The organism is Rhizobium sp. BK650 (assembly GCF_014195325.1).
GTDB lineage: Bacteria > Pseudomonadota > Alphaproteobacteria > Rhizobiales > Rhizobiaceae > Rhizobium.
Genome location: NZ_JACIBK010000003.1, coordinates 349865 through 374545, shown reverse-complemented (window position 1 = coordinate 374545; position 24681 = coordinate 349865). Strand labels below are relative to the sequence as shown.

At 59.3% G+C, this 24681-nt stretch carries 22 protein-coding genes; 7 read left to right on the top strand and 15 right to left on the bottom strand.

All coding sequences use genetic code 11. The annotated features are described in order from the left end of the window. Positions 1 to 131: 131 nt before the first annotated feature. From FHX15_RS10015 to FHX15_RS09995, 5 genes are all read right to left on the bottom strand, one after another. Positions 132 to 878 carry an SDR family oxidoreductase gene (locus FHX15_RS10015; RefSeq protein WP_184396237.1) on the bottom strand — a complete coding sequence of 249 codons (747 nt, stop codon included), beginning with the start codon at positions 876 to 878 and terminating at the stop codon, positions 132 to 134. Between the two features lie 157 nt (positions 879 to 1035). Then, positions 1036 to 1935: a helix-turn-helix domain-containing protein gene (locus tag FHX15_RS10010; RefSeq protein ID WP_184396234.1), complete on the bottom strand. Its 900-nt coding sequence runs from the start codon at positions 1933 to 1935 to the stop codon at positions 1036 to 1038. Positions 1936 to 2028: 93 nt separating this feature from the next. Further along, positions 2029 to 2655 (bottom strand): hypothetical protein, encoded by a 627-nt coding sequence (locus FHX15_RS10005; protein ID WP_184396231.1) that lies wholly within the window; start codon positions 2653 to 2655, stop codon positions 2029 to 2031. Then, positions 2642 to 4675, bottom strand: a complete 2034-nt coding sequence (locus tag FHX15_RS10000; RefSeq protein ID WP_184396228.1) for a DEAD/DEAH box helicase — start codon at positions 4673 to 4675, stop codon at positions 2642 to 2644. The genes FHX15_RS10005 and FHX15_RS10000 overlap by 14 nt, the downstream gene beginning before the upstream one ends. 207 nt (positions 4676 to 4882) lie before the next feature. After that, on the bottom strand, positions 4883 to 5920 hold the full coding sequence (locus FHX15_RS09995; protein ID WP_184396225.1) for an MBL fold metallo-hydrolase: 1038 nt from the start codon (positions 5918 to 5920) through the stop codon (positions 4883 to 4885). A 775-nt stretch (positions 5921 to 6695) separates the two neighbouring features. Here FHX15_RS09995 and FHX15_RS09990 point away from each other — a divergent pair. The 3 genes from FHX15_RS09990 to uvrB all read left to right on the top strand — a co-directional run bounded on the left by FHX15_RS09990 (position 6696) and on the right by uvrB (position 12289). Further along, on the top strand, positions 6696 to 6896 hold the full coding sequence (locus FHX15_RS09990) for a hypothetical protein (protein WP_184396222.1): 201 nt from the start codon (positions 6696 to 6698) through the stop codon (positions 6894 to 6896). A 391-nt stretch (positions 6897 to 7287) separates the two neighbouring features. Beyond that, on the top strand, positions 7288 to 9078 hold the full coding sequence (locus FHX15_RS09985) for a glycoside hydrolase family 15 protein (RefSeq protein ID WP_184396219.1): 1791 nt from the start codon (positions 7288 to 7290) through the stop codon (positions 9076 to 9078). Between the two features lie 277 nt (positions 9079 to 9355). Next, a complete protein-coding gene (gene uvrB, locus FHX15_RS09980) occupies positions 9356 to 12289 on the top strand; it encodes an excinuclease ABC subunit UvrB (protein WP_184396216.1) in 2934 nt (977 codons plus the stop codon). A 312-nt stretch (positions 12290 to 12601) separates the two neighbouring features. Here the strand turns inward: uvrB and FHX15_RS09975 are convergent, their stop codons facing one another. Continuing rightward, positions 12602 to 13381: a DUF3037 domain-containing protein gene (locus FHX15_RS09975; RefSeq protein WP_184396213.1), complete on the bottom strand. Its 780-nt coding sequence runs from the start codon at positions 13379 to 13381 to the stop codon at positions 12602 to 12604. A 1-nt stretch (position 13382) separates the two neighbouring features. Next, a complete protein-coding gene (locus FHX15_RS09970) occupies positions 13383 to 14150 on the bottom strand; it encodes a HipA family kinase (RefSeq protein ID WP_312861818.1) in 768 nt (255 codons plus the stop codon). Between the two features lie 464 nt (positions 14151 to 14614). Here FHX15_RS09970 and FHX15_RS09965 point away from each other — a divergent pair, with 464 nt between their 5' ends. Together FHX15_RS09965 and FHX15_RS09960 are read left to right on the top strand one after the other, a co-directional pair. Further along, positions 14615 to 15787, top strand: coding sequence for an MFS transporter (locus tag FHX15_RS09965; protein ID WP_184396206.1), 1173 nt, complete (start codon positions 14615 to 14617; stop codon positions 15785 to 15787). Positions 15788 to 15837: 50 nt separating this feature from the next. Beyond that, complete coding sequence (locus FHX15_RS09960) at positions 15838 to 16224, top strand: GNAT family N-acetyltransferase (RefSeq protein WP_184396204.1); 387 nt, start codon at positions 15838 to 15840, stop codon at positions 16222 to 16224. Between the two features lie 8 nt (positions 16225 to 16232). Here FHX15_RS09960 and FHX15_RS09955 read toward each other — a convergent pair whose 3' ends face one another. Both FHX15_RS09955 and FHX15_RS09950 read right to left on the bottom strand, forming a co-directional pair. After that, positions 16233 to 16841 (bottom strand): DNA polymerase III subunit epsilon, encoded by a 609-nt coding sequence (locus FHX15_RS09955; protein WP_184396201.1) that lies wholly within the window; start codon positions 16839 to 16841, stop codon positions 16233 to 16235. 470 nt (positions 16842 to 17311) lie between these two features. Beyond that, positions 17312 to 17641, bottom strand: coding sequence for a hypothetical protein (locus tag FHX15_RS09950; RefSeq protein WP_184396200.1), 330 nt, complete (start codon positions 17639 to 17641; stop codon positions 17312 to 17314). 568 nt (positions 17642 to 18209) lie between these two features. On the opposite strand from FHX15_RS09950, the gene FHX15_RS09945 reads away from it, so the two are divergent. Then, positions 18210 to 18857, top strand: coding sequence for a pyridoxamine 5'-phosphate oxidase family protein (locus FHX15_RS09945; protein ID WP_184396198.1), 648 nt, complete (start codon positions 18210 to 18212; stop codon positions 18855 to 18857). A 138-nt stretch (positions 18858 to 18995) separates the two neighbouring features. On the opposite strand, the gene FHX15_RS09940 is transcribed toward FHX15_RS09945, so the two are convergent. Beyond that, on the bottom strand, positions 18996 to 19604 hold the full coding sequence (locus FHX15_RS09940) for a J domain-containing protein (protein WP_184397140.1): 609 nt from the start codon (positions 19602 to 19604) through the stop codon (positions 18996 to 18998). A gap of 688 nt (positions 19605 to 20292) precedes the next feature. Here FHX15_RS09940 and FHX15_RS09935 point away from each other — a divergent pair. Continuing rightward, a complete protein-coding gene (locus FHX15_RS09935; protein ID WP_007818490.1) occupies positions 20293 to 20505 on the top strand; it encodes a cold-shock protein in 213 nt (70 codons plus the stop codon). Positions 20506 to 20763: 258 nt separating this feature from the next. Here FHX15_RS09935 and FHX15_RS09930 read toward each other — a convergent pair whose 3' ends face one another. From FHX15_RS09930 to FHX15_RS09910, 5 genes are all read right to left on the bottom strand, one after another. Beyond that, on the bottom strand, positions 20764 to 21168 hold the full coding sequence (locus FHX15_RS09930) for a hypothetical protein (RefSeq protein ID WP_184396196.1): 405 nt from the start codon (positions 21166 to 21168) through the stop codon (positions 20764 to 20766). A gap of 275 nt (positions 21169 to 21443) precedes the next feature. Further along, the gene (locus tag FHX15_RS09925; RefSeq protein ID WP_184396194.1) at positions 21444 to 21761 is read right to left on the bottom strand and encodes a hypothetical protein; all 318 of its coding nucleotides are present in this window, start codon (positions 21759 to 21761) and stop codon (positions 21444 to 21446) included. Further along, positions 21758 to 21967, bottom strand: coding sequence for a hypothetical protein (locus FHX15_RS09920; RefSeq protein ID WP_184396192.1), 210 nt, complete (start codon positions 21965 to 21967; stop codon positions 21758 to 21760). The genes FHX15_RS09925 and FHX15_RS09920 overlap by 4 nt, the downstream gene beginning before the upstream one ends. Positions 21968 to 22046: 79 nt before the next feature. Then, positions 22047 to 22601, bottom strand: coding sequence for an alpha/beta fold hydrolase (locus FHX15_RS09915; protein WP_184396190.1), 555 nt, complete (start codon positions 22599 to 22601; stop codon positions 22047 to 22049). A 703-nt stretch (positions 22602 to 23304) separates the two neighbouring features. After that, positions 23305 to 24492, bottom strand: a complete 1188-nt coding sequence (locus FHX15_RS09910; RefSeq protein WP_184396188.1) for an arabinose transporter — start codon at positions 24490 to 24492, stop codon at positions 23305 to 23307. Positions 24493 to 24681: the final 189 nt, after the last annotated feature.

Genomic DNA, 24681 nt, shown 5'->3' with positions numbered 1-24681 from the left:
GCCATTGGACGTGGCTGTTCATCAAGATTTTCGGAGCAAGCAAATGGACGGCGGCGATATCTGCCTGCCGGTTCCAGACCGGATATCCCGGCCCTGCCGCGGAAGCCGGGATATGTTACGGGCGGTCTCTATCACCAAGCCTGCTGTGTCGGCATTACAAACACCTCGGCAATATCCATATGCGGCGGCGATTGCAGCGCGAACAATACTGTCTCGGCAATATCCTCGGCCTTGAGGAACTCCATCTGCGTCTTCAGGTCTTCCATCTGCTGGCGCGCCGCCGGATCGGAGATCTGGTCGTAAAGTTCAGTGTCGACAGCGCCCGGCTGCACGCAGGTCACGCGGATATTGTGCTTCTTGCCAAGCTCCATGCGCATGCCATCCGACAGCGCCGTGACCGCATGTTTCGTCGCGCAATAGACCGTAAGCCCCGCAAAGACCTTGCGGCCGGCAATCGAGGAGGTGTTGACGATATGGCCGGATTTCTGGCCGATCATGTGCGGCAGCACGGCGGCCGTGGTGTTCAGCACGCCCTTGATATTGACGTCCACCATCCGCTGCCATTCATCCACCTTCAGCGCTTCGATATCCGAAAGCGGCATCAGGCCGGCATTGTTGAAGAGGATATCGACGCCACCGAATGCCTGCGCCAGCTTGGAAACAGCCGCTTCGACCGAAGCGGCGTTCACGACATCCATCTCCAATGCGATGCCCTGCCCGCCTGCCTTTTCGATCCGGGAGACGAGCTCTTCCAGCCGGTCGGTGCGGCGCGCGGCAAGGCCGACCCTTGCGCCATTGGCCGCAAGCTTCAGCGCCGTGGCTGCGCCGATACCGCTCGACGCGCCGGTGACGAGGGCGATTTTTCCTTCGATAGACATGGTCTTTCCCTTTCATTGCCGTCCTTGAGACGGTTGGTTTCGACGGGGAGCAGACTAGAAAAACACCCGCATGCCTGCGCTCGGCCGCTTGCTTAAACTGTCGGGCATTTGCTGCGAAAAGAGAGCATTACGCAGCGGGACTTGCGTCCCCAAAACCCTACCCGCGATAATCCCGCGGGCTGACACCGACCTGCCGGCGGAACACCTGCGCGAAATGGCTGGGGCTGGAATAGCCGAGATCGAGCGCGATCTGGATGATGCTGGCATCCGTCTCGCGCAGCAGCCGGCGCGCCTTGTCCATCTTCAGCTGGATGAAATAATCCGACGGCGAAGCACCGGTCGATTGCTTGAAGACGCGGGAAAAATGAAAGGGGCTGAGCTCTGCCTCGGCCGCGAGGCTTTCAAGATTGAAGGCCCGGCCGAGCCCCGCCTCCATCATCCGCACCACCTTCTGCAGCTTGAAGGCCGGCAGCGCCCCGCGCCGGGCCGGCGCTGCGCCATCCCGCCTGCCGTAATGCCGCACGAGATGGACGGCGAGCGCCTGCGCAACGCCCTGCACCGCCATTTCGCTGGGCTCAGCGGCATCCGTCAACTCTTTCAGGATCATCCCCATCAACCCCGAAATCGCCTCGTCCCGCGCCCCCGAAACATCCGCCAACCGAAACCGCTCCGCGCCCTCGGTGCCCAAAACCTCCGCTATCGCCCGCTGGTAGATCGGCAGCCCGAGATAGAGATGCATGACGCAAAGCGCCTCGCCGGCGCTCGTCTCCCATCTCAGTTCATAGGGCGTCTCGCTATGCGTCAGATAAAAATCCCCCGCCGAGACCTCCACCGACATCCATTCGCCGCCGATGTCGCGCTCCTCGATGCGCGCCGAGCCGGAGACGATCCAGACCAGCAATGGTTCGGCGACGGCGGGCACGAGGAGATTGGTTTCCAGCGGCTGATGGGAGAGGAGATGGACGGAAATGGTGCTCCATGCCGGGCCTTGGCTCTTGGCGAGAAGGCGGGCGTGGATACGCTGGCTCAGGGTTTCGGGGGTGGATTTATCGGGCATGGTTAGGGCGACAACCTACTCCGATGGATAAGCCTCTATCGGAGCGCGCCGAGTACGGACTGCTAGAGTGCTACAAAGTCGCGGTACAATCCTCTATCGACGCAGAAAATGACAGTCGGTACCCGTATCCAACATATCGGTGAAGTCCCCAAGTGACATTCGGTCCTCTAACCCTATCTTAAAAGTTGTGGCATTTGAATAGAAGACGTCAATATGGTTCTTAGGATGCAACTTTCCATTTTCACGCGCAATATCGTGATCAAACCGAAGATATCCGTCGTCACAAATCATCAGATACTTAAAAAGCCCCCACATCGATGAATCAACCTCTAAGGACGCGGAAATTGGGTCGAGAAAAACATAAATATCGCTAATGGAAAGTATATTGTGAGTAGTTATTAGCGACAATACTTCAGAGGTAATCTTGTTGTCTACACAACCAGAAGATAACGAACTAAAACGTATTTCGTCCTCTGCAATCTGTGTAAAAAAGGGGAAATTTACCGAAAATACCTTATTCTCATCAATAAAGAAAAGTCGACTCATCTGATCAACATGGAGACGCATAAATCCCGCTACCAGTTCGGCTTCTGGCTCGACATATGCTGTCATTATCTTAATGGAACGCATCCATATCTTTATAATATCTTCCTTGCTTCGCACCGGCGAAAACAGTTGGTTTAGCTGGAATCTATCAAGCTTAAAGTCAAATGTCTTCAAGATCGCCGTGCTCCAGCATCATCTTATAGTTGAATTCAGCCACCATGAATACGTTATCGTGGTCAAAATCTTCACCTACTGTATTCTTGACAACATCAAGTAGCCTTGACCTAAAGAGCGGCAAAACATCTATTTCGTCGAAAATTTTCTGGACAAAATCGTAAAATGATTCATTTGCGTTTGAGTGCTTTATAGTCGTACGTATCCGCTCTTTTTCCGCTTCACTAGGAGGCTGAACTTCAATATACCCGAGCTCATTGATACCCTTAAGTCCAGACCTAAGATTTTCTAAAACTGAATTATTTGCAACACTTGATACAACAAGGAATGATTTAATAAATGACCGCGTAATTGTCATATATAACGCATTTCTGTACGCATATGACTGACCGATTTGACCGGTAACACAGATAACAAAGGGGAACTCCAAACCTTTTACATTGTTTCTGTTACTGACAAATAACTGGCTTTTAATCCTCTGTTTAGTCTCGTGCGCCTTGTTAACATTCCAACCTGTGGCGCGCGGGATCATTTGTTCCAACATGTCTGCTAGAGCGTATGTCCGGTTGTTGTTATCGAGGAGAATAATTCCCACGTCATCAGCAGTAAGGGTCGGGTTTTCATGCGAAATCCGGAGAACGATCTCGACAACAGACTTCGCTGCGGCAACCGTAAACTCACCGTCGATCGCTACGATCTCAACACAATCGATATTTTCTTTTTCTATGTCCTCGAACCGACGCAGCGGTTCACGCTTCAATCGATAAAACGAATCGCCGGCCTTTTTCTCGACGCTATATCCGCACTTCACCCATTCGTCGTCTTCAAGCCATCTTAATTTCCGGGATTCAAATAGGCCCATTCCAACGGAGTGGGCGAACATCAGTGTCTTGGGATCGGTTCTATAACACTTGCTTAGCAGGAAGTCGGGAGAAATCGAGGCAGTAATGGTCTCATCAAATATGCTTTGAAATATGTCACCAGCAATGAAAACAGTCTCTTTGCATACATATTCACAAAGCTGAAAAAACGACTCCGGAAAATCTTGACTTTCATCAATTAGAATATAGTCAAAAGCGTATTTCCTTTCCTTAAAATCTTTTATCGCCGCAAGCGCCGCGGCACATACCCGATCGAATGTCGCCGAGTAACTATATCGCTGAAATGGAATTCCATAGAAATCACAGATGTAGCGATAAGTCCCAGAGTTCCTATCGTTCGATGAGCCCCAAGCATGGACACACCAAAGGCGCTCATCCCATTTGATTTGCTGTTCCACTTTCATGAAGTTAAAGAAATCTGGGATTCGCCGTTTTAGGCTATCGGCCAAAATCCTATTGTGGCATGTCATAACGATCTTGCTATCAGGACTCTGGATGTAAAGTTCCTTAAGCTTATGGAGTAACAGCTCCGTCTTTCCAGTGCCCGAAAGACCCTGTATTCGAATCGGGGATTTCTTTAATTTCTGATAAACAAATCGTGTCTGATCCCCATCAAACAGGAGGATTTTGCGTTTTACTTTCTCGAGAAGATTTCCAGGTGGGTCGGCACGCACTCTTTCGATGTCGTTGATGCTGCCAGAAAGAAGAGAAACTAGAAGCTCTGCAATACGCTGTTTGGCTGGATCTTCGATCCACACTTCGTCCTGAATCGATTGCAGATTGAGAGAATTCCCCAAAGGAAATTTACTAACCAGATCCCTCTTCCATGACCTGGGTCTTCCGATAGATTCCTTGTATCGATACTTGTCGGAGATTGAGCCCAAATCTTCAATGAAATCATCAACGAAAGAATCAAAAGAGTCTTCATCGCCGGAGAAATCGATAAAAGTAATCCGACGCTTAGGTGATAATAAAACGATATAATTATCATGGTCATATGAATATTTACTATCGCCAAGCGGCCGATCTATAACGTACGCCTGCGTTTTTGTTTCGTCAGCCCACCTTTCAATTTGATCGATGAGATTCTTATTAGTATCGTTTTTTTCGGCTTGAAGAAAAAAGAAACTGCTTGCCATCCTGAGAATCCAAAAATGCAATCGTTGCCAGTGGAGGTTACAGGCTGCAGTGCGGCTGGGCAACACGCATTACGTGCCTTTAGCTATTTTGCTTAGTAGCTCTATCGGACGGTTGAATTGCTTAACGTCTGAATTTCTGCGCAGGGACTCTTGTTGAATTATTGAACGCTGGATACTTCCGAACCGGGAATTCTGCTTCGTTCGATCTCACTCCCCCACTACACCCCCAGCCTTCTTCCAAGCATCAATCCCACCCTCGATATGACACGCCGTCCCCATTCCCGCATCCTGCGCCGCCTGCACGGCCATCGCCGACCGCTCCCCGAACGCACAGTAAAACACGACCCTCTTCCCCGTCGCCGCCGCCAGCTCATGCAGCATCCCGCCCGCTGACAAGTTCTCCTGCAGATCCGCATAGGGCGCATGCAGCGAGCCCGGGATCACGCCATGCCGCTCCCGCTCGCTCCTCTCGCGCAGGTCGACGATGACGACATCGCTCCGCCCGCGCAGGTCAAGCGCATCCTTCGCGCTCACCGCCCAGCCCTTGCGGGCGATCTCGTCCTGGTGGAGGCCGACATGGATGTTGGCAGGGACGGCGACGTCCATCATCTTGGGGTTGGGCAGGTGCAGGTTGTTCATGAGGTCGACATATTCGTCGATCGATTTCACCTGCAGGCGCGGGTTGAAGCGTTTTTCCTCGCCGATGGTGGAGACCGTGTCGCCCTTGTAGTCATGGGCGGGGAAGAGCAGCGTTTCCTCCGGCAGGCGGAGCAGCTTGTTGAAGATCGAGTCATATTGGGCGCGCGGATCGCCGTTCTGGAAATCGGTGCGGCCGGTGCCGCGGATGAGCAGCGTATCGCCGGTGAAGATGCGGTCGCCCATCAGGTAGGAATAGGAATCGTCCGTATGGCCGGGCGTATAGAGCACGTCGAGGCTGATGCCCTCGATGGTGACGCGGTCGCCTTCGGCAACGCGCATGGCGACGACATCCGCCTTGGTCTGCTCGCCCATCACTGTGATGCAATGCGTCTGGTCGCGCAGCGCGCCGAGGCCGGTAATGTGGTCGGCATGCAGATGCGTATCGACTGCCTTGACCAGTTTCAGGTCCAGCTCGCGCACGAGCTGCATGTAGCGATCCACCTTTTCCAGCACGGGATCGATGATCAGCGCCTCGCCGCCGCGCCTGGAGGCGATGAGATAGGTGTAGGTGCCGGAAACACTGTCGAAAAGCTGTCGGAAAATCATCTGTCCCTCCATTGCTTCCTGGCGGCTCTGCGCTTTCCCCCTTTAGGAATGGCGAGCCTTGCCTGCGGCTGCTGATTGCATCGGACGTCTGCGCCGATGATATCTTTACGCCGGGAAAAGCGGAAGAAGCCGGCAGGGATAAGCGCCGCATTCCGCCCTCGCCCAATCTGAGTAGCTGATGTAAGGCAAGGTGGCTTTCGCCTTGGGTAAGATGGGCTGCAGCACGATGCAGATAGCGCCTTCGGCCTTAGCGGAAGCCGGGCGGGATTCTGCAGCCGTTGGGTAACGACAACGCCCGCCGAAATCGCGCCCCTCCGGCCCACGGCGCCGGCGCGGCCGCGAATGTCTTGAGCAAGGCCGGTCACAAGCGATTGGAAGTCCAGTCAAATCGCGGTTTTTACTGCGCAAAAATAATGCAAATGCCCGGCAGAAAGCATTGCCGGGCATCTGTTAAGCATTGCCTGAAATAATTCGCCGCGATTCAAAAAGTGAAATGGCGGTTTCATCATTCCGGTCTACAATACCCCACGCTGGATGCTGCAAAACCAGTGGAGAAGGGTATTCCGGGCTCCTAAGCGGATTGCCCTTCTCCTTCTATACCGCAAGCGCCGCTCTGTTTCTATTACGCGTGTAACATTGTGAACGGTCTTTGAAAGAATCCTCTGGGCAGACCAGGGGCCGCACGATGACGTGATCTCCTTCTCGTTGAAGAATGCAATCTGCGCCCTACAACGTTCCCGGGGGGACGTGTGAGGGCCGGGGATGAGGGAAGTCGATGATCAGAGAGAAAATGTCGGCGAGCCAGACGCCGATGCAGGAAGAGGATGTGGCCGTTTGTCAGCGCGTCTATGACCATATCTGCGAGGCAAGGCATATCTCGACCGACAGCGAACGCGAGGAACTGGCGATCCAGATCCTGCATTTCTATCAGCATGGGGTGAAGGATCAGGGCAGCCTGGAGCGGCTGTTGCTGTAGCGTGCCCGCTGGAGGTGACCGAAGGCGTAAGAGCAGTCATGGGCTAACTCCTTCATCGGGCCGGATAACAAGCAATGTGGTGCGCCGTGGCCCCCTCATTCGGCCCTCCGGGCCACCTTCTGCGGGGGCGAAGGGGGAATCCGCGGCACCCGTCGCCACGGGACGAGATGCTTTGGGACGAGACGCTTCAATGGGGAGCGGGACGTAGCGGCGAGGTCCCTTCTACCCTGGGGGGGCGACGGGCACCAACGCATCTTGCGTCCTGTCCTTGCCACAGCGAGTTTGAGGCACCTGCACCACCTATCCCGCCGCGTTCAACCCACCGGCCCGACAGTTGACCTCCCCACAAAAGCCCTACCTAAAATCCGGCTGGTATGTTCAGGAGGCACCGGTGTCGGCACTGATTGAGGATTACGCGCTCATCGGCGATTGCGAAACCGCCGCACTCGTTTCCAGGAACGGCTCGATCGACTGGCTCTGTTTTCCGCGCTTCGACTCCCCCGCCTGCTTTGCCGCCCTGCTCGGCACGAAGGATAACGGCTTCTGGTCCATGTCACCGCCAGGTGAAAACGTCAGTGTCACCCGCCGCTACCGGGACGACACGCTCATTCTCGAAACCGAGTTTCGGACCGAGACCGGCACCGCGGTTTTGATCGACTTCATGCCGCTGCGCGATAATACCAGCGATCTGATGCGCATCGTCGAGGGCAAGAGCGGCACGGTGACCTTCGAGACGGAGCTCAACCTGCGCTTCGACTACGGCCGGACCGTTCCCTGGGTGACGCATGGCGAAGACGGCGGCATTACCGCGATCGCAGGTCCGGACAGGCTGACGCTGAATTGCGCCGTTCCGCTTAAAGGCCGCGGCCTGAGCACGGTCGGCTCCTTTTCCGTTGCCGCGGGCGAGAGCCAGGTCTTCACCCTCACCTGGTCCCCCTCGCATCTGCCGCAGCCGGCCCGGCGGCAGGTGGAATATGCGCTGCCGGACACGGAGGAATTCTGGCAGTCCTTCGCCGCAAAATGCCCCAAGGTCGGCAAGTGGACGGAACAGGTGAAGCGCTCGCTCATCACGCTGAAGGCGCTCACCTACACGCCGACCGGCGGCATCGTCGCCGCCGCCACGACCTCCCTGCCGGAAAAGATCGGCGGGCCGCGCAACTGGGACTATCGCTATTGCTGGCTGCGCGACGCGACGCTGACCCTGCTCGCCCTGATGAAGCTCGGCTATTACGAGGAGGCCCATGCCTGGCGCAACTGGCTGCTGCGCGCGGTCGCCGGCGCCCCAGCGCAGATGCAGATCATGTATGGCGTGGCCGGCGAGCGCAATCTGCTGGAATGGCAGGTGCCCTGGCTGGCGGGCTATGAAGGCTCGCTGCCGGTGCGCATCGGCAATGCCGCCGCCGAACAGGTGCAGCTCGATGTCTATGGCGAGGTGGCCGACGCCATGCTGCAGGCGCGCAAGGGCGGCCTGCCGCCGCATCATCGCACGCGCGAACTGGCGACCGCCATCCTGCCCTTCCTCGAAAAGGTCTGGGTTAAGCCCGACGAGGGCATATGGGAGGTGCGCGGCGAGCGCCAGCATTTCACCTATTCCAAGGTCATGGCTTGGGTGGCCTTCGACCGCGCCGTCAAGATCGCCGAGGACGACGGCGATCCCAGAGCCGCCGCCCGCTGGCGCGCCGTCGCCGATCGCATCCATGCCGAGGTCTGCGAGAAGGCCTTCAATGCCGAGCTCGGCTGCTTCACCCAGGCCTACGGCTCCACGGCAATGGACGCCAGCCTGCTGCATCTCGGCATGGTCGGCTTCATCCCGCCGGATGATCCGCGCTACATCGCGACCGTCGAGGCGATCGAGCGCAAGCTGAGACGCGATGGCCTGCTCTTGCGCTACGAGACGCAGGAGGTCGACGACGGACTACCAGCAGGCGAAGGCGCCTTCCTCGCCTGCAGCTTCTGGCTCGTCGATGCGCTGAACATGATCGGCCGCCGCGAGGATGCGCTGAAACTGTTCGAGCGGCTGCTTGATATTTGCAACGATGTCGGGCTGCTGGCGGAGGAATACGATCCGGCCGCTGGCCGCATGCTGGGGAATTTCCCGCAGGCGTTCAGCCATATCGGGCTGATCAATAGCGCCCTGAACCTGGCGCGGGCCGAGGGGCCGGCGGATCAGCGTTCGGCGTGATGGAGTGGCAAAAACCCCTCCCCAACCCCTCCCCACAAGGGGAGGGACTAACTTGGGGCGCTCTCCCCACCTCTTCCGAAACGTCTGACATGTGGAAGGCGGGCGCGGCAGTTTAAGCCCCTCCCCCTTGTGGGGAGGGGTTTGGGGCGGGGCCTTTTTGTTTCACGAGACGTTTCTTCAGAAATCCCACTATTCCAAAATCCCGAACGATTCATTCGTTTCCCTTTTGTACTCTCAACCCCTTCCATTTCTGCACCACAACAGCCATATTCCGCGCATGGCAAAATCTCCGAAGAAATCCCCCGCCTCGACCGGTTTCGAGGAAGCTCCCCAATCGTCCTTTGAAGGCGCCCCGCTCAGCGGCTCGGTCGCCGACTGGGTGAAGCAGCTTGAGGCCGATGCGGAGCAGGCTGGCATCGAAAGCCAACGCGAAATCGCCTCCAAGGCGGGCAAGCACCGCAAGAAGGTAGAGAACGAGGCGCGCAAGCATACCGAGGCCGTCAGCGTCAACAAAAAGGCCACCGTCAGCAAGACGGCGCGTGGGGTCTCCATCGGCGGTTCGTCAGACCCAAAAACTCGTGCCGCGGCGGGCCTGAATCCCGTGGCCGGCCTCGATATCTCGCTCGAGGATGCCAGCAATATCTCCCCCGGCGGCGTCACCGCCACGGTCGAGGCGTTGTCGAAGCTGATCGAGAGCGGCAACCCGCTGCACAAGAACGGCAAGATCTGGACGCCGCACCGCCCTGCCCGGCCGGATAAATCCGAAGGCGGCATCACCATCCGCATGGCCTCGGAATACAAGCCCGCCGGCGACCAGCCGACGGCGATCCGCGATCTCGTCAGCGGGCTGGAGAGCGGCGAGCGCAGCCAGGTTTTGCTCGGCGTCACCGGCTCGGGCAAGACCTTCACCATGGCCAAGGTGATCGAGGAAACGCAGCGCCCGGCGCTCATCCTGGCGCCGAACAAGACGCTGGCCGCCCAGCTCTATTCCGAATTCAAGAATTTCTTCCCCGACAATGCGGTGGAATATTTCGTTTCCTACTACGATTATTACCAGCCGGAAGCCTATGTGCCGCGCTCCGACACCTATATCGAGAAGGAAAGCTCCATCAACGAGCAGATCGACCGCATGCGCCACTCGGCCACGCGCTCGCTGCTCGAACGCGACGATTGTATCATCGTCGCCTCCGTCTCCTGCATCTACGGTATCGGCTCGGTCGAAACCTATACGGCCATGACCTTCCAGATGAATGTCGGCGATAGGCTGGATCAGCGCCAGCTGCTGGCCGATCTCGTGGCCCAGCAATACAAACGCCGCGACATGGATTTCCAGCGCGGCTCCTTCCGCGTCCGCGGCGACACGATCGAGATCTTCCCGGCCCACTTGGAGGATGCCGCCTGGCGCATCAGCATGTTCGGCGACGAGATCGACGCCATCACCGAATTCGACCCGCTGACCGGCCAGAAGACCGGCGACCTGAAATCGGTGAAGATCTACGCCAATTCGCACTATGTCACCCCGCGCCCGACGCTGAATGCCGCGATCAAATCCATCAAGGAAGAGCTGAAGGGCCGCCTGGTGGAGCTGGAAAAGGCCGGCCGCCTGCTGGAGGCCCAGCGCCTGGAGCAGCGCACCCGTTACGATATCGAGATGCTGGAAGCGACCGGCTCCTGCCAGGGCATCGAAAACTATTCGCGTTATCTCACCGGCCGCGACCCCGGTGACCCGCCGCCGACGCTCTTCGAATACGTCCCTGACAATGCCATCGTCTTCATCGACGAAAGCCATGTCACCATTCCGCAGATCGGCGGCATGTATCGCGGCGACTTCCGGCGCAAGGCGACGCTCGCCGAATATGGCTTCCGCCTGCCCTCCTGCATGGATAACCGCCCGCTGCGCTTCGAGGAATGGGACGCCATGCGCCCGGACACGATCGCCGTGTCGGCCACGCCGGGCAGTTGGGAGCTGGAACAATCCGGCGGCGTCTTCGCCGAACAGGTCATCCGCCCGACCGGCCTCATCGATCCACCCGTCGAGGTGCGCTCTGCCCGCAGCCAGGTGGACGACGTGCTCGGCGAAATCCGCGAGACCGCCGCCAAGGGCTATCGCACCCTCTGCACCGTGCTGACCAAGCGCATGGCCGAGGACCTCACCGAATATTTGCATGAACAGGGCGTGCGCGTGCGCTACATGCACTCGGATATCGATACGCTGGAGCGCATCGAGATCATCCGCGACCTGCGCCTCGGTGCCTTTGACGTGCTCGTCGGCATCAACCTGCTGCGCGAGGGCCTGGATATTCCCGAATGCGGCTTCGTCGCCATTCTCGATGCCGACAAGGAAGGCTTCCTGCGCTCCGAGACATCGCTGATCCAGACCATTGGTCGTGCAGCGCGTAACGTCGACGGCAAGGTCATCCTCTATGCCGACAACATCACCGGCTCCATGCAGCGCGCCATGGACGAGACGGCCCGCCGCCGCGAAAAGCAGATGGCCTATAACCAGGAGCACGGCATCACGCCCGAAAGCGTCAAGGCCAAGATCTCCGACATCCTCGACTCGGTCTACGAACGCGACCACGTCCGCGCCGATATCTCCGGCGCCTCCGGCAAGGGTTTCGCCGATGGCGGCAACCTCGTCGGCAACAACCTGCAGGCCCATCTCAACGCCCTGGAAAAGTCCATGCGCGACGCCGCCGCCGACCTCGACTTCGAAAAGGCCGCCCGCCTGCGCGACGAAATCAAACGCCTCAAGGCCGTCGAACTCGCCGCCATGGACGACCCGCTCGCCCGCGAGGAGGCCAAGTCAATGGAAGGCAAAGGGCGCGGCAAATCGATCTCCCCCCTTGTGGGGGAGATGTCCGGCAGGACAGAGGGGGATGCCACACCCACCTACTTCGCCAAACCCCACCTCGACGAAATGGGCCGCCACGTCGCCACCCCCGCCGACGGCAAGAGCCTCTTCCGCCGCAACACGCTGGACGAGATGACCGTTGGCCGGACGGAAAAGCCGGTGACCGGGCATGTGCCGGAAAAGCCGGAAGCGTCTATGGGCACGAAGCGGTTTTCGCCGTTGCTTGAGGGTCAGCCGGAGCGCGACGACGTGCGCCCGCTGGTACGCGGCAAGACGGGTGTCGGGAGCTACGAGGATCCCGGCGAGCAGAGGCGCAAGGGGCGGACGAAGGGCAAGACTGGGCGGCCGGGGCGGTAAAAAGGCGTTTCTCTTGCTGCCTATAAACGCCTGACCTGATCAGGCGTTTTGAGCCCCAAAGCAGCTGCCGTGTTCGATACCGCCCTGAGCTACACTTCGCCGTAGAGGGGCGGCAGATGTCACCAACGCCTATGCCTGCACTCAGGGATGTCGTCTGTATCTTGTTGACCGATAAATAGCGTGTAAGACAGCTGCAACACAGAAAGCAGATTCAACAGCTGAGAGCGCGGCTATCTATCCATCTACGATGCCGCGCGTTAATTTGGATCAAAACGCCGCGCACAAATAACATAGAGGGCAAGCTGTCTCGTGTCAGTGCGCGCTTCGCCGTATTTCTTCGGAGAGTTCGTAGACCTCTTCCAGTCGGAAGAGCTTTGCACCAACACTCTGAAAATCACTTCGCAGGTTATCAACGAAACGATCGGGTTGAGTGCCGAACTCGCCCACGACAATGAGGCGTTTTCCCAGCATCTCGGAGAGTGCCTTCCCTTCCAAAACTCGCTTTCCGGCTTCAGCAAGACCCCGCTGCGGATTGTCAAATCGAGCGGCGTCGATCAGGTTGTAAACTCCGTTCTGATAGCCGTAATCAGCTTGAACGCTCACTCCATACTGCTCAATGTGGACAGGCTCGGGGCGCTTGTCGAGGAGAGACAGGACGCCAGCATCGCGAAAAGCAGTCGTTAACAACGTGTTAATTCGCTCAATTTTCTTGGAATGACCATGCCAAGCGACCAATTCGATGAAGAGTTTCTCCGCGACATCATCAGCTCGCTCGCCAGCAACTGCGTTCATCGGTGTCAGGCGAAATAGATCGGCTCTCTTAGAATTAAACTCGTTTATAGATGTAGCGGCAACCGCCGATCGAGAGAAGTTATGCACGACCCTCTGCGAAAAATCGTGAACAGCGCTTTTTAGGAATGTCGCGTTGAAGTCACCAAAGAATTTTTTCGCGCGTGCAAAGTCGTCTGCCAGTTTAACGACAACCTTGCCCTTACGGTTTTCAAATACCACAACTCCCAAGTTAACGTATTCAAACCGCTCCGGAAACGGGCTGAACTGTACTATAGAATAGAATAGTTTCATTGATTCCATTTCAAGCCTCCTTCCCGCCTAGATCAAGTTCCATTTGGTCGAATATCGCGTCAGGCAGCCATTCGCTCATCCGTTTTGCCCGTTGCACTAGCAAATCAGTCAGACGATTGGCAGTGCTGGCAGTAAAGCCCCACTCCGCCGGCGGCGAAAGACATATATTCCTTATCTCGCCAATTGCCACACCGCATAGTGTATCAAGCGCCGATTTCACGTCGCCGCGGGTCAGCATTGGGGCAAACTCCTTAAACAAACCGTAAACCGTTTGTTCGGTAGCCCAGGAATCGTTGATTTCGTCATCCAGCGAGGTCTCAGCGAACGCATGGCTGTGATCAATGACCAGTAGCTTTGTTCTCCGCTTATCTGGCACGAACAGGATGTTGTCGTAGTTCAGGACGGCACCGTTTGCATCCTCTGCAAAGCGATCCTTATTTCTGATCCAAGTGTCGAATGCCACCAGGAGTGCTAGGTCGCTCGGCGTCCGTAGATTGGCCAGAAGCTTCGAATTTGGCGATAAGCTCTGAGCCTGCTCCCAGCGAGAAAAGAATGCCGGACCGCCCTGAACTGTGACAAGCGGGTCAGTAGTTTCGACGTCCGGTATCTCCACCACCGCAAAGTCTGGCGTGCGGAGACCAATTTTGCCGGCAAGTTCCGCTGCTAGCAGTTCTGTTACTAATGCATCTAAACCTGCTCGGTTACCCATGTATTTCACAAGTGCCGTGCCTACATCGGTGACCACCAGCAGTGGCCTAGTGCTTGTTGCAAGCACCATATTCACGCGCTCTATTCGCGCAGGTTGCCAATGTACCCCAGCTAGCACTCTCACCCCCGTTAAGTTGGTGGTACACTAGCGAAGCGACAACTTCAATGTGCGGTCCAGGCGGCGGCATTTACGCTGCTGTCTTGGCTTTGCCCGCGACTGGGCATCCGTCGGTCTAAACCTGCCCTACCTCCACGCGGGCGCCGCATCAGACCCTGGAACGGCGACGTGGCGGCCTGTAAGGCCGATGATGCGAGCGGGAACGGTTAGGCTTTCAACAAGGCGCCAGCGCCGCAATCCGGAACAAATACACCCCTTCCCCAAACCTCCCACCACTACTGACAGAAACTGTCAGCACACCTCCCGCATAATGCCGGCGCCGCAACCATGCGAGCCAAGCGCGCGGCAAAAATGTCCGGCCATGCCGAGGGAAGCGCCGGGCGTCCATCCAGATCGCACCGGAGGAGCGCCCCGAAATGAAGCCCCATCACCGCATCTTTTTCATCCAGTTCGCCGTCGCCGTCTCGCTCGGCGCCCTGGTCTCGCGCCTGCCCGATCTGCAGCGCAAGTTCGGCGTCAGCGAAAGCGAGCTTGGCTTGCTGCTGGCTGTGATGTCGACTGGCGTGCTGTGCGGGCTGACATTTTCCGTGCGGTTCATCGAGAGGCTCGGGGCGCGCAGGATGGCCTTCATCACCGTGTTCGGCGCGTCGTTCTTCTTCGCGCTCATTCCCTTCATGCCCTCAGCGCTGCCTGCGCTGCCATTGTTCTTCATTGCCGGGCTGTTCACAGGCGCCTTCGAGATCAATGCCAATATCGAGACCGATCGTCACGAGGCGCTGCTCGGCTACCGGATCATGAGCCGGGCGCACGGCATGTGGAGCCTCGGCTTCTTCATGACAGCCTTCATTGCCGCCGGCCTGCGGCAGGCCGGCGTCTCCATCGAGCTGCACAGCGTGCTCGTCCTCCTGGCCGTCCTGATTTCAGGCTCGATCGTCTTTTCCGGCATCAGGAGCGCGCCGCCGCGCAAGGGTACGGAGACGAAAAAAACGCCGCTCGTCGCTTTTCCCACGGTCGGGTTGCTGCCGCTTTGCCTGATCGGCGCCGCGCCGCTTCTGGCGGAAGGCGCGAGCGTGGACTGGTCGGCGATCTATATGCGCGACGTCTTTGCGGCGGCCCCCTTCGTCGGCGGGCTCAGCGTCACGCTCTTCTCGCTCTGCATCGCCATCGGCCGGCTCGGCATGGACCCGATCGTCGACCGCTTCAATCCGCGCCCGGTGGCGCTGACGCTGCTGGCGATCGCCGCCGTCGGCCTCGTCCTGGTCGCAACCGCCATGCATCCCGTCATTGCGCTCATCGGATTCGGGCTGACGGGCATCGGCTGTTCCTCGGTCTATCCGCTGGCGATCTCGGCCGCCGCCCGGAGCACGGACCGCGCGGCCTCCGTCAATGTCGCAGCGCTCGGGCAGACGACCTTTCTCGTCTTCTTCGCCGGGCCGCCGTTGCTCGGCTTTATCGCTGAACATTTCGGCATCCGCTTTTCCTATTGGGCCGTCGTGCCCGTCATCCTTGCCGCCCTTCTGGTCAGCCGGGCGCTCGCACCCGCAGCTTCGATTGCCGGCGGCCCGGAGCCCGTGAAGACGCATGGCTAACCGCCCGCATCTACGGTAGTCTTGCCGGGATCAGCCCCCGGAAATTATGCATGCCAGATATCCGCATCGACCCTTTTCCTACGCCGGAAGAATTCGCCGCCCTTTGGCCCGCCGCCTGGGATGGCGCCGAGGCACCGGATTTCGCCCGCATCCTGCCGCGCAGCCTTGCCCATCTCGGCGCCTATCATGAAGGCCGGCTGATCGGCTTCGTCAATGTCGCCTGGGATGGCGGCGGGCATGCCTTCATCCTCGATACCACGGTGCATCCGGATCTGCGCCGGCAGGGCATTGCGACCGCGCTTGTCATGGAGGCCGCGCTGATCGCCCGGGAGCGCGGGGCGCAATGGCTGCATGTCGATTTCGAGCCGCATCTGACCGGCTTTTACCGCGCCTGCGGCTTCAGGCCGACGGAGGCCGGCTTGATCCGGCTGACCTAAAGCTGGGTCTACGACAGAAGCGGCCGGTAGCCGCCGCCGGCTTCGCGCCGCGTCAGGAAGAAATGCAGGAGATTGGCATAGCCGCGAGCATCGTCGATGGCGCGATGCGTGTGCTCGACATGGCCGAGCCATTCGCGCGGATAATGGGCGATATCGCACTCCCACGGTTTGCGGCCCGTCGCACCCGCCACCATCGACTGGATACAGAGCGGCGGATGGCAGAACAGCCGATCGGCAATCCACGGCCCTTCGAACAGCGGCCGGCCGGTAAAACGCTTCAGGTAATGATCGATCCAGGGGCCGTCGAGCGCGAGCGGATGGGCGGCGAAGATCGGCTCGGCGCCGAAGGATGTCACCCAGGCGGTGAAGCGGGCCATGACCTCGGCCGCGGGTTCCGGCCTCTCCGTCGCCGCCGCGAAGGCCTGCGGATGGGCCTGCCAGAAAGCTGAAGTCCGCTGATCGCGCCCCGCGCCCTCCAGCGGCTGCAGCACGGCTTCGAACTCGCCTGCGAGGAGGCCAGCTTCGGTGACGGCGACGCAGGCGAAGGAGAGCATCGAATGAGCGCCCGGTACGGGGCCGTCGAATTCGCAATCGGTGACGATGTAGATATGCGGCACGCCTGTTCTGCTCCCCGGTGTGTTTTCGTGTTGGGGTGAGCATAGCGGGATATTTGCGGGTTGCCATGGGATTGTAGCAGAGGAAAGCCGGGGTGGTGTGGGGCGTGATTGTAAACGCTTTGCCGTGGAGCACCCCCCTCTGCCCTGCCGGGTTGCCGGGGTCGAGCCGCGGGTCTCGACCCGTCCTTCGGACCCCCCACAAGGGTGGAGATCGACAAGCGGCTTGACCTTCGCACATCGCTAAGGTCGTGCTTTGCAACGCTGATGTCTGGGGATACCGGCGCGCCCAGCCAATCTCCCCACCTGTGGGGAGATGCCCGGCAGGGCAGAGGGGGGTGCCGCACGGCATGCCCTCGCCTTCGTCTTCTCGATTTCCTTCAGCTCCCGAAAGCGATGGCCATAAGAAAACACCCGGCCACCTCACGATGACCGGGTATTACTCGACCCGCGCCGTATCCGGCTTCAGGGCATCAGTTATTATGCGCCGCGCAGGCTTCGTCCATCGGGGTGGCGTTGCTGGTGCCGCCCTGGGTCTGCAGCTTGCCGGGGCCGGTGCCGCTGCTGCTGGCGTGGCCGGGGCAGCGGAGCTTATGCGTCTTGGTGTGGCTAGACACCTTCATGTTGTGCGGCTTGACCTTATGCGTCGTCATTGGCTTCTTCGCAGTGGTGCCAGCGCCGCCGCCGGTATCGACGGTGTTCTTGTCCATGGTCGCGCCCGTCGGGGCCGGGTTGGATTGGGCAAAGGCGGATGTCGCCATGCCGAGGGCAAGAAGCGAGGCTGCAACAATTTTCATACGCATGGGCTTTCTCCCAGGTAGATCAGTTGATCGATGCTTACGGAACCTCTGATAACGCTGATTGTTCCACCGCAATTTCCACAGCTTTTCCCCAACTCAATTTGAGGGCGAGCTGTGCCGCAGGTTTCAATCGGAGTACATTGTCGGAATTGCATGCGCCGGAGGAGGAGACGGCCGCGTAAGGAGGCAGGGCGGAAACGAGCCGCCAGGCCCGTCATCAGATCTAAAGCCCGGAAACCCCACCGGGCTTTTTTCTTGGAAGCCCCCATCCCGAGTTTGCCCGTCTCATGCTTCTGGCACGCCCGCGAGCAGCAATCTTCCAGCACCGCTTCGATTCCCTCCGGCAGCAGCCACTCGGTGGCGTTTCAGAGCAGCCATCATCGCCGCCGCATTGGCCGCCATCCTGCGCGAACAACGGAGAACATCCGCCGCCGGAATCGCGGCGAACTCGGATCGATGGGATCACCGCTCATCCGTGTCTCTCCAGTCGATCTAACTTGATTGCAACGGCAATTCACGATATCAAATCTGATGTACGTACATCATATGAACTTCCAAGGGGAATATAACGATGGCGTTCAATTTCAATCCGGAATTTGCCATAGCAGATGAGCAATCTCTTCGAAGTCTGTTCGAGGCGACGCATGCCCTGGCCATACAGAAGTGTCGGGGCACGCTCGGCATACACGCCCAAGAGTTTATCCGGCGCTCGCCATTTCTCTGTATCGGCACCCAGAATCCTGACGGCAAGGCCGATGTCAGCCCCCGTGGCGATCCTGTCGGCTTTGTCAAAATTCTCGATGAGCGCACGCTGGCGATACCGGACCGGCCCGGCAACAACCGCCTCGATACATTGGTCAATGTTCTCGCCAATCCGAGTGTCGGGCTGCTGTTCATGATCCCGGGTTTCGACGACACATTGCGCGTGAATGGACGCGCCGTTCTGACGACGGACCCTGATCTTCTGGACAGCATGAAGGTCAACGATCGCCTTCCCAAACTCGCCATCGTGGTCACGGTGGACGAAGTCTTCATGCACTGCGCCAAGGCTTTCCGGCGCTCTCACCTGTGGAACCCCGAGCACCACCAGGATCGCTCGGAGATGCCGTCGCTTGTGAAGATCATTCTGGACGAAACATCAGGCGCGCCGGAAGACAAGGACGAGCAGAGCAGAATGGATGCCGATCTCGAGGATGCGTATAAGCGGACGCTTTACTGACGGATTGAGGCTTCGCTTGCCGAAGCCGAGACGGATTGTCGGGAGAAAAATTGGAGTGCTGGCGCCTGGACCGGTGACCACTATCGTTGAGGGGTTTGCGGCCCATTTTGAGCATGAATGGTCGAATAGAGCGTCGCCCTACTCCGCAGCCTCCTCACGCTGCGGCTCCGCCACCTCCACCATCTCAAGCTCTTCCAGTGGCGCGGGAGCCTCCACCTCGTAGGAATAGCCTTCGAGCATTGTATAGGTATGCTCGATGGTCGCGATCTGCTTTTCCGTCTTGCGGATGGCCTCGGCGATGGCTTCGCTGCGGGCGCGCATCATGGAGCCGAGCACGTCGGTTTCCGGCCGCCGGCCGAGGCGGTCAATATGTTTGCGCACGCGGGCGCGGTGGCGTTCGAGCTCCAGGATGTGGAAGCGGCTTTTGACGATATCGTCGGAGAGCTTGCGGCGCATGGCGGCGACAGGGTCGAAACTGCCGGGCTCGCGCTCGTCGAGGATCACCTCGTTGACGAGCGATTCCAGCATCAGCACGCCTTCGAGATCCTTGGGGTCGGCCAGCTGCGGATCGTAGCCCGTATCGTCATAGACACGCCGGCGCACCGGATCCTGCAGGAGTTCATAGGCGATCTGCAGCCGGTTGAAATGATCGCTATCGCCGCCGGCATCCGGATGCGCGCCCTTGGCGGCCTTGCGCCAGGCAAGCTTGATCGCCTCGCCACTGGCGTCGCGCTCCAGTCCAAGCATGGCATAGGGATCGATCACGCCGGCACTTCCTTCATTCACTGCTTCGTCCCTCCGAGACCTAACCGCAGGCGGCCACCGCATCAAGCCCCGAAACACCCTGCCATAATTGCGGCCGCTCGGGACGAAATTGTGGAACGGGACGGATTTTCCCACAGGTGAACGGTTAACGCGATGCGATTCCCGCTGCTGAGGTGGTTTACCTCTCATTCCCTCCTCGTGCTGTCACGAGGGATGATGTCACGGAACGAGGGAGCTGGCGCCCTCAGCTGGAAGTGGCGGGGGATCGCCAAAGGGTTGTAATTCCCGCCATGCGCCGCTTTGATACACGTTTATCACTCTATGCTAACGCTCCGCCAACCATTTGAATCATCACCGTTTCCAGCGACCGGATAAGCCATGCCACAATATTGCCGCTTGCTTTTTGCCCGAAATGCTGGCACGAACTGCAACACTCGGGCATCTCGCATGCCGGTGACTGGACTGAAGTGGTACTGCCATGTCGGAGCGCCAATTCCGATAGGGCGGCATGGGTGACACCTATGCGCGTAGATGTTCTTTCCCCGTACGTGACGTCTCGACTGACCCTTCGCGTCCGGCTTCTAGGCCGAAACGCGAAAGCTAAAGCCGTCCGCCTCCCCACCGCCGGGGGTGCGGATAAACTAACTAGAATGGGAAAAGGACTATCCCCATGGCCACCAAGGGCACCGTAAAATTCTTCAACCAGGACAAGGGTTTTGGTTTCATCACGCCGGAAGGCGGCGCCAAGGACGTTTTCGTCCACATCTCCGCTCTCCAGGCTTCCGGCATCCAGTCGCTGCGCGAAGGCCAGCAGGTTTCCTTCGACACCGAGCCGGATCGCATGGGCAAGGGCCCGAAGGCCGTCAACATCCAGGCCTTCTGATCTGACTTGACTGCTTTAGGCAGACGACGGCGCTCCGCAAGGGGCGCCGTTTTTGTTTTGAGGGCTTCGAGGGGCTGGGATTCGTCCATACCTCGAAAAAAGACCCTTCCCCACAGATGGGAGGGGTTCTACCGCATCCTCAGCAATCGCCCTTATGTTCGCCGAGCAACTGGAGCAGAGCCTCCATACCCCGCACCCGCATTAGCGCCCTGCTCGCCTGACCCGCGCCACATGCTCACTGAAATCAATTCCGGCTGATCATACGACCACGCCGAAATAGGCTGAGATATAATCGCCCCGCTTCCACAGGCCGGCGTGCAGCCGGGCTTCGATACCCTCCGATGTCACCGCTTCGAGAGACAGGATACGATCGGCAATCGCCTCGCCCGGCTGCAGGATCGACTCGATGGCAGCCGCTTCCGCAGCGATGGTCTGATAGTCGGGCAGCGATTTTAGGCGTCGGTGCGCAAGCTTGGCAGCCTCATGCAGGTCGCGACCGAGCGCAATGAGCATGGCGTCCTCTTCCGGCGCGAAAGCGGCTTGCTCAGTTTCCTTGCACCGCGCAGACTCCCGGCCGCTCGCCTCGGCGATCGCCCTCTCCTGGCAGAAGCCGCCTGAAAGCTGCGCGGCGCGAACCAAAGGCTCTTCCGGAAAAACCTTCAAGCGGCTGTCCCGTAGCGCCCGGATGGCGCACTGGCGCCGCGCGTCTGGATTTTGGTGATATCGCTCCGTTCGAGCGGGCAGGCATGCATGCAAAACTCTCCTGTTACAATCTCGCTGCCATCATAAGGTTGTATCCGCCATCATCGACAACAATCAAGGAAATTATTCCTACCCCCAATCACAATTCGTGCGGGATTGAATTTTTTCAAGGACTTGCCAGGCCGCGAAAGCGGGCAATATCCAGATCTCCTTCCCTAGCTGGCATGAATGCCGGCTCAGGCTACCTGGCTGTGACGCTCGACGAGCTCGGCCCATTCCATCGCCGCATGGCGCCCGAGCACTGTCTTGTCATTCTCGATGACAGCGGCGATGCGCCGGAAAAGTTCGTCGGCAAAGGGTGCCGGCCGGCCGGATTCCGTATTCCCGGCCGGGCGCAGCATGGTGCCCTCGGCAAGATGGATGGCTTCGACGCTGAACCCTTCATGGCCGCCCGAGAGCGCGGCCGAGCCGTAGAGCAGCAGGCCATTGTCGTTCCGGCCGAGGATGGGGATGATGAGCTCATCGAAATCGAACCGCAGGCTGAAGGCATTCATCGGCCGACGACCTCCTGGTTGAAACGCTCTGCGCGGACAAGCTGGCTTTCATAGCGGCCCGCGAGCGACAGCACGAAGCTGGCCGCAAGCACGAGACCGGCAAGCGGCTGGACCATGCCGATGGCTTCGCCCCGGCAGGTGCCATGAGTCCGCGTCGGCATGCGGAAGGGCGCCCGGCCCCGTTCTCCAGAATATTTCGATACCATGCGGCAGCTCCTGCATCGGATCTGGTTTCAGCGATGCGGGAGGATGCAATGCCAATGGTTGAGCGATGGAACTGGCGGGCTAAACCGCAAGCGAGCGGATATCCTTGGCGATATCGGCGAGATCGTTGTCGAGCTGGTGATCGCGTCCCGGCAGAGAGCAGACGACCGCATCCGGGATCGCCCTGGCATATAGCTCGATATGGGCGAACGGCACGGTATCGTCTTCGCTGCCGTGATAGATGAGCACGGGCAGTCCCTCCGGCAGGCTTTCGGCAAAGTCATCGCAAGCCGAAATCTCGTCGCTCTCCCATCCGCCCGCGCCGATGAAGGGCGGCGCGATGAGGATGACGGCGCCCGGCTCGAATGCCGGCCACGCTTCGGCAAGCGTGTGGAGAAGCACCGTGCCGCCGAAGGAATGACCGATGAGGATGGCGCCCTCTTCGAGGGTTTCGAATTCCTTCAGCAGGGCGGCCTTCCAGACGGAATAATGCGGATCGGCTTCGTCGGGCATGCGCGGGTAACGGATCGCATGGGCTTCGCCGAGTTCGCGGGCGAGGCTGTCGACGAGCTTGTTGTCCCATGCGTCATGGGTAGTTTCCCCTGCGCCCTGGATGAAGAGGATCTGTGTTGGCATGGATAGCGTTTCCGGTTGTGACCGTCAGTGAGATGGGTCGGTGCCGGCGCAGGGCAAGGCTGTTGACCCTACCTCCGGAGACCATTCGACGGCTCGGAATTCGCTAGCAGATGCCGCTAACCTTGGCGGTGCTGTTCGGGGTGCAACCTTACCAGCGCTACCACCTTCCGCCGATGCGACGTATATCCACAACGCGGCCATCGCGTTGGCGTATGGAGATCTCGAACCGGCCGTTGCCTCTCCGGGCACGGTAAACGAAGAAGCGACCACGGCAGTCGATCCGCCTGACCTCCCTGAAACCGCGGTTGCGGAGCAGCCTCTCGCCCTGACTGCAGGTAATCCCCCTGCCTCTATTGAGATTGGTTCCGACACTGATCGAGACGTGGGTCTGCGCGCTTGCTTCGGTCGGCACGGATATTGTTGGGACCGACAGGCCGACAACCAACGCTAATGATAGAAACAACGATGATCTGGACAAGGCATCCTCCCTTGAATAACAGGCCTGGAATACACCATAGTCGTTTGCTATTGTAGTTATACAACCCCAAGGATGGAAGCGATAGAGGGGTCGCCTCAGGAGGAACCATCTCCATTGCCCGGGAGATATTGAAGATCAGCTCGGGCGGGTCGAGACCGCTGGTTCGACTCCGGTGGAACGGAGGGGCGCTTCCGCCCCCCTCCTTATCCATGCAAGTCCGATGCATCACCCCTCGGTGACCACCGTACCTCGCCTTAAGGCCACGGCAATCGCGAAACCGCAAACCGCCGTCATCCCGCCGACCAGGAACACGCTCGCATATCCGGTCCGATCGGCAAGCATGCCGGCCAGCGGCCCGGTCAGCCCGTAGGCCAGATCCTGAAAGGCCGAAAATCCCCCAAGCGCCGTGCCGCGCAGATGTGGCGCCACGAGATGCACAACTTCACGCCCCATAGCGGGAAAGATCATCGAGCAGCCGAGGCCGGTCATGAAGGCGCCGATCAGCGCCACGATCGGATCGGCAGCACTCCAGATCAGCAACTGGCCGATGGCTTCGACCGCAAGCGAGACGACGGCAACAGCCAACCCGCCATAACGATCCGGCAGATGGCCGAAGACGAGGCGCACCAGCACGAAGCCGCAGCCGAAGGCCGTCAGCCCGAGGCCGGCATGATCCCAGCCGAGGTCACGGAAATAAAGGGTGAAGAAGGAGCCGATCGCGGCAAAGCCCATGCCCTGCAGGCAGACGATCAAACAGTGTACCCAGATGCGGCCGATGACGGCGGCAAGCGGCGGGCGCTCCCTGCCCGGATGGGCGGCTACGGCGGGAACGCTGCGGATCGCAGCAAGCCCCAGCAGGGGCAGCACGGCGCTGACGGCCATCGTGCCGGCAAAGCCGAGATGGTCAAGCAATAGCAGTCCGAGCGGCCCGCCAAGACCGAGCGCCCCGTAGATCGCCGCGCCGATAAGCGCCAGCACCCGGCCGGAACGCTGCGGCCCGACGATCCCGATACCCCAGGCAATGACACCGACAGCAACGAGGCTTTCGCCGAGTCCGATCAGAAGCCGCCCGGCAGCGAGGGCGGCGAAGGCCGACTGTGGCGCCTGCTGCAAGAGCCCAGCCGCAAGCGAGATCAGCGCACCCGCCGCATAGAACACCAGGCCGCGTTGCACGGCAACCCTGGCGCCCCTGCTGTCTGCTAACTCGCCCGCATAGCCGCGGGTAAGAATAGTGGCGAGAAAGGCAATGCCGACACCAAGGCCCGCCCAGCCATTGCCAAGGCCAAGCGCGCTCGTCACGAACACAGGCACGACCGGAAGCGCGATCGCAACGCAGAGATAGGAGATGAAGAGGATCGCCGTCAGCAGGTAAAGCCTTGCCTGCTCGCGATCATCGGTAAGACGGAAAGCCATGAAAACCTCCTGGCTGTTCCCTCGTCGACGGGCACAAAAAAACGCACTCCGACCGGCGAGGATCGATAAGTGCGTTGCTTGACGTCAAACGCTTACGGCCAGAAGACTGGCATGGCCTAGCAGATACGAGATATGTGGATAGGTGTCAATGGGCGGTGTGCCGCCGCACCACCTGTTTCATGCCTCCCT

Excerpts from the sequence above, each read along its gene's own strand:
- FHX15_RS10015 (WP_184396237.1), bottom strand. The coding sequence starts at position 878 with ATGTCTATCGAAGGAAAAATCGCCCTCGTCACCGGCGCGTCGAGCGGT.
- FHX15_RS10010 (WP_184396234.1), bottom strand. The coding sequence starts at position 1,935 with ATGCCCGATAAATCCACCCCCGAAACCCTGAGCCAGCGTATCCACGCC.
- FHX15_RS10000 (WP_184396228.1), bottom strand. The coding sequence starts at position 4,675 with ATGGCAAGCAGTTTCTTTTTTCTTCAAGCCGAAAAAAACGATACTAAT.
- FHX15_RS09995 (WP_184396225.1), bottom strand. The coding sequence starts at position 5,920 with ATGATTTTCCGACAGCTTTTCGACAGTGTTTCCGGCACCTACACCTAT.
- FHX15_RS09990 (WP_184396222.1), top strand. The coding sequence starts at position 6,696 with ATGATCAGAGAGAAAATGTCGGCGAGCCAGACGCCGATGCAGGAAGAG.
- uvrB (WP_184396216.1), top strand. The coding sequence starts at position 9,356 with ATGGCAAAATCTCCGAAGAAATCCCCCGCCTCGACCGGTTTCGAGGAA.
- FHX15_RS09975 (WP_184396213.1), bottom strand. The coding sequence starts at position 13,381 with ATGGAATCAATGAAACTATTCTATTCTATAGTACAGTTCAGCCCGTTT.
- FHX15_RS09970 (WP_312861818.1), bottom strand. The coding sequence starts at position 14,150 with ATGGTGCTTGCAACAAGCACTAGGCCACTGCTGGTGGTCACCGATGTA.
- FHX15_RS09965 (WP_184396206.1), top strand. The coding sequence starts at position 14,615 with ATGAAGCCCCATCACCGCATCTTTTTCATCCAGTTCGCCGTCGCCGTC.
- FHX15_RS09960 (WP_184396204.1), top strand. The coding sequence starts at position 15,838 with ATGCCAGATATCCGCATCGACCCTTTTCCTACGCCGGAAGAATTCGCC.
- FHX15_RS09950 (WP_184396200.1), bottom strand. The coding sequence starts at position 17,641 with ATGCGTATGAAAATTGTTGCAGCCTCGCTTCTTGCCCTCGGCATGGCG.
- FHX15_RS09945 (WP_184396198.1), top strand. The coding sequence starts at position 18,210 with ATGGCGTTCAATTTCAATCCGGAATTTGCCATAGCAGATGAGCAATCT.
- FHX15_RS09940 (WP_184397140.1), bottom strand. The coding sequence starts at position 19,604 with ATGCTTGGACTGGAGCGCGACGCCAGTGGCGAGGCGATCAAGCTTGCC.
- FHX15_RS09935 (WP_007818490.1), top strand. The coding sequence starts at position 20,293 with ATGGCCACCAAGGGCACCGTAAAATTCTTCAACCAGGACAAGGGTTTT.
- FHX15_RS09925 (WP_184396194.1), bottom strand. The coding sequence starts at position 21,761 with ATGAATGCCTTCAGCCTGCGGTTCGATTTCGATGAGCTCATCATCCCC.
- FHX15_RS09920 (WP_184396192.1), bottom strand. The coding sequence starts at position 21,967 with ATGGTATCGAAATATTCTGGAGAACGGGGCCGGGCGCCCTTCCGCATG.
- FHX15_RS09915 (WP_184396190.1), bottom strand. The coding sequence starts at position 22,601 with ATGCCAACACAGATCCTCTTCATCCAGGGCGCAGGGGAAACTACCCAT.
- FHX15_RS09910 (WP_184396188.1), bottom strand. The coding sequence starts at position 24,492 with ATGGCTTTCCGTCTTACCGATGATCGCGAGCAGGCAAGGCTTTACCTG.